Source organism: Streptomyces sp. NPDC046727, from assembly GCF_040645635.1.
Classification (GTDB): Bacteria; Actinomycetota; Actinomycetes; order Streptomycetales; family Streptomycetaceae; genus Streptomyces.
The window spans coordinates 37,960-52,092 of sequence record NZ_JBEYYR010000012.1 but is presented as its reverse complement, the minus strand read 5'-3'; the positions used below and the strand labels follow the sequence as shown (position 1 = coordinate 52,092).

The 14,133-nt window shown below is 70.3% G+C and carries 16 protein-coding genes; 1 reads left to right on the top strand and 15 read right to left on the bottom strand.

Annotated features, from left to right (window positions below; genetic code table 11):
- Nucleotides 1–47: 47 nt before the first annotated feature.
- The 10 genes from tatC to ABZ937_RS17115 form a co-directional block, all read right to left on the bottom strand.
- Nucleotides 48–992: a twin-arginine translocase subunit TatC gene (gene tatC, locus ABZ937_RS17160; RefSeq protein ID WP_361692452.1), complete on the bottom strand. Its 945-nt coding sequence runs from the start codon at nt 990–992 to the stop codon at nt 48–50.
- A gap of 48 nt (nt 993–1,040) precedes the next feature.
- On the bottom strand, nt 1,041–1,325 hold the full coding sequence (gene tatA / locus ABZ937_RS17155; RefSeq protein ID WP_361692449.1) for a Sec-independent protein translocase subunit TatA: 285 nt from the start codon (nt 1,323–1,325) through the stop codon (nt 1,041–1,043).
- A gap of 248 nt (nt 1,326–1,573) precedes the next feature.
- Nucleotides 1,574–1,768: a hypothetical protein gene (locus tag ABZ937_RS17150; RefSeq protein ID WP_361692446.1), complete on the bottom strand. Its 195-nt coding sequence runs from the start codon at nt 1,766–1,768 to the stop codon at nt 1,574–1,576.
- A 75-nt stretch (nt 1,769–1,843) separates the two neighbouring features.
- Nucleotides 1,844–2,104: a hypothetical protein gene (locus tag ABZ937_RS17145; protein ID WP_361692877.1), complete on the bottom strand. Its 261-nt coding sequence runs from the start codon at nt 2,102–2,104 to the stop codon at nt 1,844–1,846.
- A gap of 98 nt (nt 2,105–2,202) precedes the next feature.
- Entirely contained in the window at nt 2,203–3,222 is a 1,020-nt protein-coding gene (locus ABZ937_RS17140) for a WYL domain-containing protein (RefSeq protein ID WP_361692443.1), read from the bottom strand.
- A 14-nt stretch (nt 3,223–3,236) separates the two neighbouring features.
- Entirely contained in the window at nt 3,237–4,214 is a 978-nt protein-coding gene (locus tag ABZ937_RS17135; RefSeq protein WP_361692440.1) for a WYL domain-containing protein, read from the bottom strand.
- Between the two features lie 137 nt (nt 4,215–4,351).
- Entirely contained in the window at nt 4,352–4,723 is a 372-nt protein-coding gene (locus tag ABZ937_RS17130; RefSeq protein ID WP_361692437.1) for an FKBP-type peptidyl-prolyl cis-trans isomerase, read from the bottom strand.
- 84 nt (nt 4,724–4,807) lie between these two features.
- Nucleotides 4,808–5,809: an FKBP-type peptidyl-prolyl cis-trans isomerase gene (locus ABZ937_RS17125; protein ID WP_361692434.1), complete on the bottom strand. Its 1,002-nt coding sequence runs from the start codon at nt 5,807–5,809 to the stop codon at nt 4,808–4,810.
- A gap of 143 nt (nt 5,810–5,952) precedes the next feature.
- On the bottom strand, nt 5,953–7,314 hold the full coding sequence (gene pafA, locus ABZ937_RS17120; protein WP_361692431.1) for a Pup--protein ligase: 1,362 nt from the start codon (nt 7,312–7,314) through the stop codon (nt 5,953–5,955).
- A 9-nt stretch (nt 7,315–7,323) separates the two neighbouring features.
- A complete protein-coding gene (locus ABZ937_RS17115; RefSeq protein ID WP_361692428.1) occupies nt 7,324–8,583 on the bottom strand; it encodes an MFS transporter in 1,260 nt (419 codons plus the stop codon).
- A 118-nt stretch (nt 8,584–8,701) separates the two neighbouring features.
- Here ABZ937_RS17115 and ABZ937_RS17110 point away from each other — a divergent pair, with 118 nt between their 5' ends.
- Nucleotides 8,702–9,718, top strand: coding sequence for a LacI family DNA-binding transcriptional regulator (locus ABZ937_RS17110; RefSeq protein ID WP_361692425.1), 1,017 nt, complete (start codon nt 8,702–8,704; stop codon nt 9,716–9,718).
- A 54-nt stretch (nt 9,719–9,772) separates the two neighbouring features.
- Here ABZ937_RS17110 and prcA read toward each other — a convergent pair whose 3' ends face one another.
- From prcA to dop, 5 genes are all read right to left on the bottom strand, one after another.
- Nucleotides 9,773–10,528, bottom strand: a complete 756-nt coding sequence (gene prcA, locus ABZ937_RS17105) for a proteasome subunit alpha (RefSeq protein ID WP_361692422.1) — start codon at nt 10,526–10,528, stop codon at nt 9,773–9,775.
- A 61-nt stretch (nt 10,529–10,589) separates the two neighbouring features.
- Entirely contained in the window at nt 10,590–11,435 is an 846-nt protein-coding gene (gene prcB, locus ABZ937_RS17100; RefSeq protein WP_361692420.1) for a proteasome subunit beta, read from the bottom strand.
- On the bottom strand, nt 11,387–11,992 hold the full coding sequence (locus tag ABZ937_RS17095; RefSeq protein WP_361692417.1) for an endonuclease VII domain-containing protein: 606 nt from the start codon (nt 11,990–11,992) through the stop codon (nt 11,387–11,389). The genes prcB and ABZ937_RS17095 overlap by 49 nt, the downstream gene beginning before the upstream one ends.
- Before the next feature lie 49 nt (nt 11,993–12,041).
- On the bottom strand, nt 12,042–12,260 hold the full coding sequence (locus ABZ937_RS17090) for a ubiquitin-like protein Pup (RefSeq protein WP_020939002.1): 219 nt from the start codon (nt 12,258–12,260) through the stop codon (nt 12,042–12,044).
- A gap of 173 nt (nt 12,261–12,433) precedes the next feature.
- Nucleotides 12,434–13,945: a depupylase/deamidase Dop gene (dop, locus tag ABZ937_RS17085; protein WP_361692414.1), complete on the bottom strand. Its 1,512-nt coding sequence runs from the start codon at nt 13,943–13,945 to the stop codon at nt 12,434–12,436.
- Nucleotides 13,946–14,133 lie beyond the last annotated feature (188 nt).

Sequence of the window (14,133 nt, the reverse complement as noted above, 5' to 3'; positions counted from 1 at the left end):
CCCCGTCCTCGCAGGGCGGGGGCATCGCGCGGTGGCTCGGTGAAGGCTCAGGTCACGTCGTCGTAGCCGTTGACCCGGTCGGTACGTGTCTGCTCGGGCAGCGCGCGGGCGGCCGGGACGGGCTCGACGTCGCCGATGTCCTCGGGCGTGAGGTCCAGCTCGGATGCCTCGTCGTCGGCGGGGCCCGCGGCCTCGCGGCGGGCTCGGCGCCGGTCGTTGAGCAGCGCGATGGCCACGGCGACGAAGTAGAGCGCCCAGATCGGTGCCGCCAGCGCCAGCATCGTCATCGGGTCCGGGCTGGGCGTGGCCACGGCCGCGAACACGGTGATGCCGATGACCATGCCACGCCACCAGCCCAGCATGCGCCGCCCGGACAGGACGCCGGTGAGGTTGAGCATCACCAGCAGCAACGGCATCTCGAAGGCGAGGCCGAAGACGACGATCATGCGGGTGACCAGGTCCAGCAGGTCGTCCAGCGGCAGCAGGTTCTCGGCACCGGACGGCGTGAGGTCGATCATCACCCGCGCCGTCGTGGGCAGCACGTTGAACGCGAGGTAGCCGCCGCCGAGGAAGAGGGGGAAGCCGAAACCGACGAAGGCGTAGGCGTACTTCTTCTCGTTGCGGTGCAGGCCCGGCGCGACGAACGCCCACAGCTGGTAGAGCCAGACCGGCGACGCCAGCACGACACCGGCCATCAGGGCGACCTTCAGGGCCAGGGTGAACGGCGCCAGCAGACCGCTGACGGTGATGTGCGCGCAGTGGACGTTCTTGGCCTGGGCCAGCTCGCCGAAGGACTGGTGGCAGCCGATCTCGTCGAGCATCGGCTGCGTGATGACATCGATGATGTCCCTGTAGAAGAAGGCCGCGACGATCGTGACGGCGAGGATCGCCAGGACACCCTTCGCGAGCCGGTTGCGCAGCTCACGCAAGTGATCCGCGAGCGGCATCCGCCCCTCGGGATCCCTCTCCTTTTTGCGGGCAGACTTGAGCAACCCACATCCTCATCTCGTGCAGCGGACCGGATGACCCCGGTCCTCGCGTCAGCGCTGGGTCGTGTCCGTCGGCTCGTTGACCGGACGGGAGCTGGTCACGTCGCCGGGCGCGGCCTGGATCGTACGCTGAGCGGGAGTGGGCTCCTCGGCGGACTGGGCGGTGTCGGCAGACTGCTTGCCGTCCTCCTTCATCGCCTTCGCCTCGCTCTTCAGGATGCGGGCGGACTTGCCGAGCGAGCGCGCCATGTCCGGCAACTTCTTGGAGCCGAACACGAGGAGGATCACTACCACGAGGATCAGCAGGTGCCACGGCTCAAGTCCGTTGCGGAACATAAATCTTCACCTTCTCACCGAGGCGGGCATGTCCGACAGGTCGGACACTCGTCCGAACGTCATGCTGGCTGCGATCGTAACGCCTGGGGGTGAACGCGGACCAACCCCCGGACGTACTCCTGCTCTGCGGACCGCGCCTCGTTCCCGGGCCGCGACCAGCAGCGTACCTGGCCGCACGGGCAAGGTGACAGGGCGAAGTGACGCAAAGCGCTCGCACCACCGGACTCACCGGCACCTCACGGCGCTGCTCACAGCGTCTCCACAGCGCGGGCCGCGCTCACGGTCGCCCGCTCCAGGTCCTCGGCGGCCCGGTTGATACGGCGGGCGGAGTCCGCCACCTGCTGCCCGAGGCGCCGCGCCTCCAGGAACACCCGGACGGCGAGCACCCCCAGGACGGCGAGACCCAGGAAACCCATGGCTACCGCGAACATCGGCCAGAACATGACGTCGAGACTAGACCGTCCGCCGTCGCGGCCCGCAGCCGGGCGCACCGCGGCCCGCGGTCACGGAGTGCGGGGCTACACCGTGGAGTGCAGCCGCAGGGTTCTGACCCCGCCGCCGGTGAGCAGTTCGATGATCCGCTCCCCCGCGGGCTTGCGGACCGAGACACCGCAGTCGGGGCAGGTGAAGGAGTAGAACGTCGTCCGGCTGCTGGCGCCGATGGCGAGGCGCAGCGCGCTCGCGGCGAGTTCGAAGCGGCCCCGGCAGTCCGGGCAGCCGGCCTTGAACACCACGGGGACCACTCTTCTCATCCCGGCGAAGGCGGCCGCCACCGTCATCTCACCCGCACCGGACTCCGGAGACTCGCTCACAGCTCTCGCTCCTCTTCCTCTGGTCGCAGCCGGGCGTCCGCCTTCGGGGCCGCCACGGCCTCGGCTCACGCGGGGCGCTCGTCCCGGCCGGCGGCGGCGCCCGGCGTGGTGTCGTACGCCGCCAGGGCCTCGCGGGCGGCCCGGCGGGCGCTCTCGGCCAGCTCCGGCGGCGAGACGATCCGGCCGTCGCGGCCGAGCCGCAGCGCGAGCCGGCGCAGGGAGGCCGGATCAGGGGTGCGCAGAGTGATACGCAGCCCGCCGTCGGAAAGCTCATCGGCGCTGTCGTGCGGGTAGTACTCGGCGACCCAGCGACCGCCGGGGCCGACCTCGACCACGACCTCCGGGTCCTCGGCGGCCGGCTGTACCAGGCCCTCGGAGAGGTCGCGCAGCTCTATCTCCGGCGGGGCCGCCGGCGCGTCGAGAATCCTGATCTCGGCGACCCGGTCGAGCCGGAAGGTGCGCCGGGCCTCGGAGCGGCGGCACCAGGCCTCCACATAGGTGTGGCCGACGCTGACCAGCCGGATGGGGTCGATCTCGCGCTCGGTGACCTCGTCGCGGGCCGGGGAGTAGTACCGGATCCACAGCCGGCGGCGCTCGGAGATCGCCCGGTCGACGTCGGCGAAGACGCCGCCCTCGGACTCGAAGGTCACCGACAGGCGGGAGCTCGCGCCGGCGGCCTCGCCGGCCGCGGCCTCCACCTTGGCGGTGGCCCGCAGCAGGGCCTGGCGGTCGCCCTCCCGGAGACCGGGCAGGGTCGACACCGCACGGGCGGCGACCAGCAGGGCGGTGGCCTCGTCGGCGGCGAGCCGGAGCGGTTCGGCCGCCTCCTCGCCGAGCGCGGCCGGGTTGTGCCACCAGATGCGCTCGCCGTCGGTGTCGATGTCCAGCAGGTCACCGCCGCGGAAGCTGGTGCCGCACATGGGCAGCAGATCGAGGTCGGCGACCAGCTCGTCCTCGGTGATGCCGAAGGCGCGCGCGACATCGGCGATCCGGGCGCCGGGGCGCTCCCGGAGATAGGTCACCAGGGAGAGCATCCGCCGGGTCTGGTCGATGGCGTTGACGGTCCTGGCCGGTTTGCCTGCCACAGTCCTGCTCCCCCTCAGCCCTTGGCCACGGCGCGCAGCCGGTCCACCACGTCGGCCCGCAGCTCGGCCGGCTCCAGGACCACCACGTCCGGCCCGAACTCGACCAGCCAGGCGTCCAGGCCGTGCCCGTACGGAATCTCCAACTCGTCCCAGCCGTCACCGAGTTCCCGGACCGCGGTGGCCTTCGCCCGAAGGGGGTAACCGGCGCCGGAACGCAGCCGGATCAGCGCCGAGCGGTCGGCTATCTCGCCGGCCCAGCCCGCGACGGTCTCCCGCACGGTGACGACGTCCGGCACGGGCGCGGTGAAGCCCGTACCCCGGGAGCGGACCCTGCCGGTGATCCGGGAGAGCCGGAAGACGCGCTCGGCGCCCCGGTCGCGGTCGTAGCCGGCCAGGTACCAGTGGCCGCGCCAGCACTCCAGCGCCCAGGGCTCGACGTGCCGCGGCTCGGGACGGGCGGCGGATGCCTTGCGGTATTCGAAAAGGACCGGGCGGCGGTCGCGGCAGGCCAGCATCAGCGGTTCGAAGGCCGCCTCGTGCACCGGGATGCGGGGCTCCAGCGCGCCGTGCGCCTCGTACGGGTCGACGTCCTCGGGCAGGCCCGCGGCGCGCAGCTTCTGCAGGGCTCCGCTGGCGGCCCCGGCCAGGCGGGCCTGCTGCCAGACCTTGGCGGCCAGGCCGAGGGCGGCGGCCTCCTCGGCGTCCAGGGTGATGGGGGGCAGGCGGTTGCTGTCGCGGCGGGCCAGGTAGCCGACCTCGCCGTCGAGATTCTCCACGGTGTCGATGACCAGGCCCAGCTCGCGCAGGTCGTCCTTGTCCCGCTCGAACATGCGGTTGAAGGAGTCGTCGCTCCCCGCCGCACCGCCTTCCGGCCTGGCCGCCTCGACGTAGGCCTCAATGGAATCGCGCAGCTCGCGCTTGCTGAGCGGCCGGCGTGCGCCGAGCAGACACAGCGCGAGGTTCATCAGCCGCTCGGCCTTGGCAATGGCCATCGACGCCCTTCGCCTTCCCTATGGTGCTTCCGACCGATGACCGTACCGCTCCACGGCGCGGTCACAAAAGCCGAGGGCCCATGCCCGAGCAGGCATGGGCCCCAGGTGATCGGATCCGGTCGGACCCGGGCCGTGGATCAGACGGCGACGAGGTCCACCACGAAGATGAGGGTCTCGCCGGGCTTGATCGCCGGGGTCGGGCTCTGGTCGCCGTAGGCGAGGTGCGGGGGGATGGTCAGCTGGCGGCGGCCACCGACCTTCATGCCCTGCACGCCCCGGTCCCAGCCCGCGATGACCCGGCCGCCGCCCAGCGGGAAGCGGAACGGAGTGCCGCGGTTCCAGCTGGCGTCGAACTCCTCGCCGGTGCTGAAGGAGACGCCCACGTAGTGCACGGTGACGGTCTGGCCCGCCTGCGCGACCGGCCCGTCGCCCTCCCAGATGTCCTTGATCTCAAGGTCGGCCGGGGGGTTGCCCTCCGGGAAGTCGATCTCGGGCTTCTCGATGCTCACGTCAAAAGCTCCTGCTTGTGTACGACACGAAACATGGACAGTCTTTCATCTTCGGCACCCGCACGCCCCGGCGGGCGCCCCCGGCTACATCGCCGCGAGGATGTCCACGGTGAAGACGAGGGTGTCGCCCTTCTTGACGGCCCCGCCGCTCGGCGGGTTGTCGCCGTAGCCCAGCTCCGGCGGGACGACGATCAGGACCCTGCTGCCCACCTTCTTGCCGGTCAGGCCCTGGGCGAGACCCTTGACCGCCTGCTGCATCTGCTCCAGCGAGAACTGGCTGAGCCGGCCGGAGCCGTACGTCCGCTGGAAGGTTTTGCCGCTGTCCCACACCAGGCCCTGGAACTGGCACAGGACCGTCTGGTCGGCCTTCAGCTCGGCGCCGTCGCCCTCCAGCACGTACTCCGACACGAGCTTCTTCGGCGGGTCCGTCTTGGGAACCGTGACCTTGGGCACCTGGCCGTCGGTGTTGGTGCCCACCTTCGGCAGGGCGGCGTCGGTCTGCGGCACCGGCGTGCCCTTGGCGGAGCTCTTCGAGTTGAACGACTCGATCAGGTCGATGACGAACACCAGGGTGTCGGTGCCCCGGATGCCCGCCTGCTCGTTGCCCCCCGTGCCGTAGCCCAGGGCGGGCGGCACGGCGATCTCGATGCGGCTGCCGGTCTTCTTGCCCTGCAGGGCGTACCGCCAGCCGTCGATGATGCTGCCCTGGGCGAGCTGCATGACCAGCGGGCGCTTGCGGTCGAAGGAGTTGTCGAAGACCTTGCCCGTGTCCCAGATCTGGCCGAGGTAGTCGGCCCGGATGAAGTCGTTCTCCGCGACCGTCCGGCCACTGCCCGCGATCACCGTCTTCACCGTGAGGTTCTTGGACGGCTCGCCCGACCCCTTGGCGATGGTCGGCTTCTCGCCGAACTTCGTGCCCGCCGTGATCGCCGGCAGCGGCCCGTCCACGATCTTGGGCGGCGGCGAGGAGGACGCCGAGGGCGACGGCGAGGCGCTCTTGCTGGAGTCGGACTTGTCGTCACCGCATCCGGCGAGCGTGACCAGTCCTGCGGGTACGGCGGCGAGGAGGAGTGAGCGTCGGCGCACGGAAGAGCCTCGTAATCGGTCGATCTTGTGGATGGCGTGCGCGCAACTCTACGACTCGAGCAGGGCGCCGTACGGGAAACGTACGGCGCCCGTGTGGCGTTCCGGCATTTCCCTGCCGCAACGCTTGACTCACCCGCCTTTCGCTACATTCCGGCGATCAGCTTCTCCACCCGGTCGTCCACCGAACGGAACGGGTCCTTGCACAGGACGGTGCGCTGCGCCTGGTCGTTGAGCTTGAGGTGCACCCAGTCGACCGTGAAGTCCCTGCGCTGTTCCTGTGCCCGCCGGATGAAGTCGCCGCGCAGCCGGGCCCGAGTGGTCTGCGGCGGAACCGACTTCCCCTCGAAGATCTTCAAGTCGTTGCAGATCCGGGCGGCTTGGCCCTTCCTCTCCAGCAGGTAGTACAGGCCACGACGGCGGTGGATGTCGTGGTAGGCGAGGTCTATCTGGGCGACCCGCGGGTGCGACATCGTCATGTTGTGCTTGGCCCGGTACCGCTCGATGAGCTTGTACTTCATGACCCAGTCGATCTCGGTCTCGATGCGGTCCAGTTCCTCGTTCTCGATCGCGTCGAGAGTGCGGCCCCACAGGTCCAGGACCTGCGCGACCGTGCCGGTGCGGATGCCCCGGCGGTCACAGAAGTCCAGGGCCTTGTCGAAGTACTCGCGCTGCACCTCCAGCGCGGAGGCCTCCCGGCCGCTGGCCAGCCGCACCTTGCGCCGGCCGGTGATGTCATGGCTGACCTCGCGGATCGCCCGGATCGGGTTCTCCAGGGTGAGGTCGCGCATCACCGTGCCGGCCTCGATCATGCGCAGCACCAGGTCGGTGGCGCCGACCTTGAGCAGCATCGTCGTCTCGGACATGTTCGAGTCGCCGACGATGACATGCAGCCGGCGGTAGCGCTCGGCGTCCGCGTGGGGTTCGTCGCGCGTGTTGATGATGGGACGGGAGCGGGTCGTCGCCGAGGAGACGCCCTCCCAGATGTGCTCCGCGCGCTGGCTGACGCAGTAGACGGCACCGCGCGGGGTCTGCAGCACCTTGCCGGCGCCGCACAGCAGCTGCCGGGTGACCAGGAAGGGGATGAGGATGTCCGCGAGCCGGGAGAACTCCCCGTGCCGCGCCACCAGGTAGTTCTCGTGGCAACCGTAGGAGTTGCCCGCCGAGTCGGTGTTGTTCTTGAAGAGGTAGACGTCGCCTGCGATTCCCTCCTCGTGCAGGCGTCGTTCCGCGTCCACCAGGAGTCCTTCGAGAATGCGCTCGCCGGCCTTGTCGTGGGTGACCAGTTCGGTCACGTTGTCACATTCGGGTGTCGCGTATTCCGGATGTGAGCCCACGTCGAGATAGAGCCGGGCGCCGTTTCGCAGAAAGACATTGCTGCTGCGGCCCCATGACACGACACGGCGGAAGAGGTACCGCGCCACCTCGTCAGGAGACAGGCGCCGCTGTCCCCTGAACGTGCACGTGACGCCGTACTCGTTCTCCAGCCCGAAAATGCGGCGGTCCATGAGGGAACATTACGCCCGATCCCCCGAGCTGAAACGGGGTTCGACAGCACGATTTGGATCATTTTCCGATGAAGCCGCAACGACCCCGCCCCGCGCGGGAGCTGCGAGGACCCGTCCGGTGGCGAGCAGGACCAGCAGCGACACGGCCCCGGCCGCGCTCGGCAGCGCGAAGCCCCACAGGCTGCCACCCGCCTGGACCACCGGGCCTGCCAGGCCCGTTCCGACCGAGGCACCCACGGTGAACGTCGTCACAAGCCAGGAGAACGCCTCGGTGACGGTCCCGCTCGGCGCGTGCCGGTCGACGATGATGAACGCGCAGGCGATGCAGGGCGCCAGGAACACGCCCGAGACCACGCTGAGCAGCACCATGGCGACCGCGCCGGGCGTCAGCGTCAGCGGCAGGTAACACACCGCCAGAAGGGCCACCAGGACCCGCAGTCGCCGTTCGGGCGCGCCGGCCCACTGACGGGCGCCGTAGACGGTGCCGCCGGCCAGCGCCCCCAGGCCGATCCCGGCCATCAGCCAGCCGTAGACCACGTCGCCGCCGTGGCCGTCGGCGTACGACACCGCGGCGACCGTGATGGAGCCCAGCGCGATGCCGATGAACAGGAAGGCCGCGAGCAGGGCGAGCAGGCCGGGCGAGCGCAGGGCCCCCAGCCAGTGGGCCTCGCGCGGAGCCGAGCGCCACGCGCGCGAGGGCGGCGAGAGCACCACGGAGAGGGCGCCGAGCACGCCCAGCAGGCTCAGCACCAGCAGGGCGGCCCGCTCGTCCCACAGGGACACGCACAGGGTCACCAGCAGCGGGCCGACGGTGAACATGACCTCCTGGGCGATCGCGTCCATGGCGTACGCGGTGTGCACCTGCTCCTCGCGGCGCAGCACGGACGGCCACAGGGCACGCAGGCCGCCCTCCAGGGGCGGGGTGAACAGGCCGGACGCCGCGACGGCCGCGTAGGCGAGCGGCAGCGGATCGGTGCCGGAGAGCGCGAACAGGGACATGGCGAGGGCCGCGAGGACAGCCGCGGGCAGCTGCACGCGCGGCTGCCCGTAGAGGTCCACGAGCCGGCCCAGCACGGGCTGGCCGAGCGCGTTGGCGACGCCGTACACGGCCGCGAGGGCCCCGGCGAGGCTGTAGGTGCCGCCCTCGGCGCGGACGAAGAGCACCAGGGCGATGGCCGCGGTGGCGTTGGGAAGCCGCCCCACCAGGGTGCCCGTGAGCAGCCGGAGCGCGTGCCTCGCCTTCAGGATCTCCAGGTATCCCGTGGCCATGTCCTGCCCTCCGTGGCTTGCCCGGCCGCCTCGACGACCGGAAGTGTTACGTATAACGTCCCTCTCCATACGTACCATGTGCGCTGTTCGAACGTCCAGGTGAAGGAGCGGTCCCACGGTGGCACGCAGCAGCACGCGCCCGACCAGCCGGGACGTCGCCCTGGCAGCCGGCGTCTCCCAGGCCGCCGTCTCCCTCGTCCTGGGCGACAAATGGCGCGGCCGGGTCTCGGCGGCCACGGCCGAGCGCGTCCGGGAAGCCGCGCGCGAGCTGGGCTACCGCCCCAACCTCGCCGCCCGCAACCTCCGCCTCGGCCGCACCCGCACCGTCCTGCTCGTGGTACCCGCCCTGACGACGGAATTCTTCGCCGGCGTCTACACCGGCGCCGCCCGCGTGGCCGCCGCGCACGGCTTCGGCGTGGTCCTCTACCCCTCCCCCGAGGGCATCGGCCCCGCCCGCGACCCGTTCGCCTCGGCGCAGGCCGCCCTGGACGGCGTCATCGCCTCCTCCATGGCCGCCGACGCCCTCACCGCGATCCGCGGCGACCAGCTGCCCCTGGTCATGCTGGACAGCGACCCCGCCGGCAGCCTCGGCGCCGCCACCGTGAACCTGGACATCGCCGACGGCGTCCGCCAGGCCGCCGAACACCTGCTGGACCTCGGCCACCGCAGAGTGCTGCACCTGGCCGCGGACGTCCCGTCCTGGACCTTCGAGGTACGCGCGAGGGAACTGGCGGCCCGCATGGCCGCCGTCCCCGGCACCCAGGTCCGCACGGCCCGGGCCCCGATCTCCATCGAGGGCGCACGCGCCGCCACCGAGGCCGCGTTCACCGCGCCCGGCCCCCGGCCGACCGCGGTGGTCTGCGACGACGACAAACTCGCCGCCGGTGCCTACAAGGCGCTGCGCCGCCTCGGCCTGCGCGTCCCGGACGACGTCTCGGTCACCGGCCTCGACGACCTCGCCCTGGCCACCGCGATCGACCCCGAGCTGACGACGGTACGGCTGGACGCCGAGCTGTTCGGCGAGCGCGGCATGCGGGCCCTCCTGGCGGTCCTGGAGGGCCGGGAGCCGGAGAGCGGGGACATTCCCGTCGAACTGGTCGTACGGGGCTCCACGGCGCCGCCAAGCACGTCCTAGAACGACCGGTGCCCCGACCGGAGAACCGGCCGGGGCACCGCTGAGCGGGGTGGATCACTCCTCGTCGGAGCCGTCCGCACCGTCCGCGCTCTCCGCCTCCGTGCTCGCGCCGTCCGCCGACAGCAGACGGCCGAGCTGGCGGCCGACGATGCGCTTGAACTTGCGCTTCTGCGGACGCGTACGGTCCAGTACCGCGACCTCCAGGCGCTCGGCGGGGATCTCCCGCTCGCTGCCGTTGGTGTCCCGGGACAGGGCCTGCACGGCCAGCTTGAGCGCCTCCGCGAGCGTCATGCCGTCACGGTGACGCTGGTCCAGGAAGCTGCTGATCTGCTCCGCGTTGCCGCCGACCGCGACCGAGCCGTGCTCGTCCACGATGGAGCCGTCGTGCGGCAGCCGGTAGATCTGGTCGCCCTCGGGGGTCTCCCCGACCTCGGCCACCACCAGCTCCACCTCGTACGGCTTCTCGGCCGCGGAGGAGAAGATCGTGCCCAGCGTCTGGGCGTAGACGTTGGCGAGGCCGCGGGCCGTGACGTCATCGCGGTCGTACGTGTAGCCGCGCAGGTCGGCGTACCGGACACCACCGATGCGCAGATTCTCGTACTCGTTGTACTTGCCGGCCGCCGCGAAGCCGATGCGGTCGTAGATCTCGCTGAACTTGTGCAGCGCGCGGGACGGGTTCTCGCCGACGAAGACGATGCCGTCGGCGTACTGCAGCACGACCAGGCTGCGGCCACGGGCGATGCCCTTGCGGGCGTACTCCGCCCGGTCGGCCATGGCCTGCTGGGGTGAGACATAGAACGGCGTCGACACCGGTTATCCGTCCCTTTCTGTCATGGTCACTGGATCACCTTGATAAGAACCGGGCCCGCGCTCAGAGCAGGGCGGCCTTGGGGCCGTCGGGCTCCTCCAGGCGCTTCTGGAGCACCGCGCGGGCCAGCTGCGACGACTCGTCCTCGGTGAGCCGGCGGAAGCCGTCCTCGGTGATCACGGTGATGATCGGGTAGATCCGGCGGGCGACATCGGGACCACCGGTCGCCGAGTCGTCGTCTGCCGCGTCATAGAGGGCCTGCACCACGAGCGTGGTGGCCTGCTCCTCGGTCAGATCGGCACGGAACAGCTTCTTCATCGCACCACGCGCGAAGATCGAGCCGGAACCCGTCGCCGCGAAGTTGTGCTCCTCGGAACGGCCGCCCGTGACGTCGTACGAGAAGATGCGCCCCTTCTCGCGATCCACGTCGTACCCCGCGAAGAGGGGAACCACGGCCAGGCCCTGCATGGCCATGCCGAGGTTGGAACGGATCATGGTCGACAACCGGTTCGCCTTGCCCTCCAGGGACAGCTGGGCGCCCTCGACCTTCTCGAAGTGCTCCAGCTCCAGCTGGAAGAGCTTGACCATCTCGACGGCGAGACCGGCGGTGCCGGCGATACCCACGGCCGAGTACTCGTCGGCCGGGAAGACCTTCTCGATGTCCCGCTGGGCGATGACATTGCCCATCGTGGCCCGGCGGTCACCGGCGAGCACCACGCCCCCCGGGAAGGTCACGGCGACGATCGTCGTGCCGTGCGGCGCCTCGAGCACGCCCTGGGTGGGCGGCAGCTGCCGGTTGCCGGGCAGCAGCTCGGGCTGGTGCTCGGAGAGGAAGTCCATGAAGGAGGAGGATCCTGGCGTCAGGAAGGCAGCTGGTAGACGCCCGGTGCCACGAGAGTTGGCTTCCACGAGTTTCCTTCCACGTAAGCAGCAGCCCGCCTTATGGCCTCGGGCTGGTCCTTGAACTGCCCCAGCGCCGCGTTGCAGCTGAAGCACAGTACGCCTCGGACCCTACCCGTCTTGCGGCAGTGATCCACATGCGCCGGCACGGCGGTCAGGCATATACGGCAGACGCCCCCTTGGGAGGCGATCAACTCGTCACGCTCGGCTTGGGTGAGGCCGTACTTGCGCCTCAGATGGTCCTCTCGCCCGAGCGCGGCCCGGCACGCCTTGCAGCGCGTCGACAGCCCGTCGGAAGCGGTCGCGTTGCGGTGCCACTCGCTGTGCGGCCTGACCTGGCCGCATGCCCGACAGAGCTTGTGCCCGACCGGGACATCCACCTTCTCCCGGACCGGCTTCCCCAATGCCTCCCGGCGGCGCCGGTAGTGCGCGGCGCTGTACTCCGCCACGCACTCCCGGCAGTGCACCTGGAGGCCGTCACGCCGATTCCTGTCCCGTGCGAAGGCCGCGAGAGGCAGATCCCGCCCGCATTTCCTGCACTCCTTCGCGTTCGGTTCCTCAGCCACCCGACTCCCCCGCGACCTTCAATTCGAAGACAAGACCGCCATTGGGCCTTTACTCCCCGCCTTTCTGCACGAAGGAGCGCACGAAATCCTCGGCGTTCTCCTCGAGTACGTCATCGATTTCGTCCAGCACGGAGTCCACGTCATCGCTCAGCTTCTCGTGCCGCTCCTTGAGGTCTTCCGAAGCCTGCGCGTCCTGCGCCTGCTCCTCGACCTCCTCGGTGGAGCGTGTGGCCTTCTGCTGACCGCCGCCGGTGTCCTTGGTTGCCATAACCCTCACCCCGCTCAGTTCGCCTGCCGATCGGTGATGATCAGACCCTACAAGCCGGGTCCGACATCGGCCCCGCAGTTTCTCCAACGTACGGGGGCCACCCCGATGATTCCCGGGCGATGGGGTTTCCACCCTGGCCGCCCGGGGTCGCATCGAGTACCCCCCTGGCCCGCTCAGCCGCCTGACAGGACCCTGACCAGGTCTTCCGCGGTGCGGCAGCGGTCCAGCAGCTCCTTGACGTGATTTCGCGTTCCGCGTAGCGGTTCCAGGGTTGGAACGCGCTGGAGGGAGTCACGGCCGGGGAGGTCGAAGATGACCGAGTCCCAGCTCGCCGCGGCGACGTCGTCCGCGTACTGCTCCAGGCACCGGCCGCGGAAGTACGCGCGCGTGTCCTCCGGCGGCTTCGTCCGGGCCTTGTCGACCTCGGCCTCGTCCAGCAGCCGCTTCATGCGCCCGCGGGCCACCAGGCGGTTGTACAGGCCCTTCTCGGCGCGTACGTCGGCGTACTGGAGGTCGACGAGGTGCAGCCGGGCGGCGTCCCAGTCCAGGCTGTCACGGCGGCGGTAGCCCTCCATCAGCTCCCGCTTGGCCAGCCAGTCCAGCTCGCCGGCCAGGCTCATCGGGTCGTTCTCCAGCCGGGTGAGGGTGTCCTCCCAGCGGCCGAGGACGTCCTTGGTCTGGTCGTCGGCGTCGGCGCCGAAGCGTTCCTCGACGTACTTGCGGGCCAGCTCGAAGTACTCCATCTGCAGCTGGACCGCGGTGAGTGTGCGGCCGCTGCGCAGGGTGACCAGGCGCTTGAGGGACGGGTCGTGCGAGACCTGGTGCAGGGTGCGGACCGGCTGGTCGACGGCCAGGTCCACGGCGATGAAGCCGTCCTCGATCATGGACAGGACCAGGGCGGTCGTGCCCAGCTTGAGGTAGGTCGAGATCTCCGAGAGGTTGGCGTCGCCGATGATCACGTGCAACCGGCGGTACTTCTCGGCGTCGGCGTGCGGCTCGTCGCGGGTGTTGATGATCGGGCGCTTGAGTGTGGTCTCCAGGCCGACCTCGACCTCGAAGTAGTCCGCTCGCTGACTGATCTGGAAGCCGTGCTCGTGCCCGTCCTGGCCGATGCCGACGCGGCCCGCTCCGGCGAAGACCTGGCGGGAGACGAAGAAGGGCGTCAGGTGGCGCACGATGTCCGAGAAGGGGGTCTCCCGCTTCATCAGGTAGTTCTCGTGCGTGCCGTAGGAGGCGCCCTTGTTGTCGGTGTTGTTCTTGTAGAGGTGGATCGGCTGGGCGCCGGGCAGCTGTGCGGCCCGTTCGGCGGCCTCGGCCATGATCCGCTCGCCGGCCTTGTCCCAGAGGACGGCGTCGCGGGGGTTGGTGACCTCGGGGGCGCTGTACTCGGGGTGGGCGTGGTCGACGTAGAGGCGCGCACCGTTGGTGAGGATCACGTTGGCCAGGCCGATGTCCTCGTCGGTGAGCTGGCTGGCGTCGGCGGCCTCCCGGGCGAGGTCGAAGCCTCGTGCGTCCCGCAGCGGGTTCTCCTCCTCGAAGTCCCAGCGGGCGCGGCGGGCCCGGTGCATCGCCGCCGCGTAGGCGTTGACGATCTGGGACGAGGTGAGCATGGCATTGGCATTGGGGTGGCCGGGGACGGAGATCCCGTACTCCGTCTCGATGCCCATTACTCGCCGTACGGTCATGCGGCCCTCCTTGCCCGGCGGCACCCTCGGTCGTGGGCGCCGCTCAAGTACCGCTGGCGCTCCGGTGCGTGTGCGGTGCCCGTCCCCGCACTGCGCGACTCGGCGGTAGGAACGAGCCTAGAACGCCTTTGCGCTGGTGGGGAGATCATTTGCGTCATTCGCTGCTCCGGTCGTGGCCCGAAAAACAG

Coding starts and splice junctions, on each gene's coding strand:
- tatA (WP_361692449.1), bottom strand. CDS start 1,325: ATGTTCCGCAACGGACTTGAGCCGTGGCACCTGCTGATCCTCGTGGTA.
- ABZ937_RS17150 (WP_361692446.1), bottom strand. CDS start 1,768: ATGTTCTGGCCGATGTTCGCGGTAGCCATGGGTTTCCTGGGTCTCGCC.
- ABZ937_RS17115 (WP_361692428.1), bottom strand. CDS start 8,583: ATGGCCACGGGATACCTGGAGATCCTGAAGGCGAGGCACGCGCTCCGG.
- dop (WP_361692414.1), bottom strand. CDS start 13,945: ATGACCGTACGGCGAGTAATGGGCATCGAGACGGAGTACGGGATCTCC.
- ABZ937_RS17145 (WP_361692877.1), bottom strand. CDS start 2,104: ATGACGGTGGCGGCCGCCTTCGCCGGGATGAGAAGAGTGGTCCCCGTG.
- pafA (WP_361692431.1), bottom strand. CDS start 7,314: ATGGACCGCCGCATTTTCGGGCTGGAGAACGAGTACGGCGTCACGTGC.
- ABZ937_RS17090 (WP_020939002.1), bottom strand. CDS start 12,260: ATGGCAACCAAGGACACCGGCGGCGGTCAGCAGAAGGCCACACGCTCC.
- ABZ937_RS17135 (WP_361692440.1), bottom strand. CDS start 4,214: ATGGCCATTGCCAAGGCCGAGCGGCTGATGAACCTCGCGCTGTGTCTG.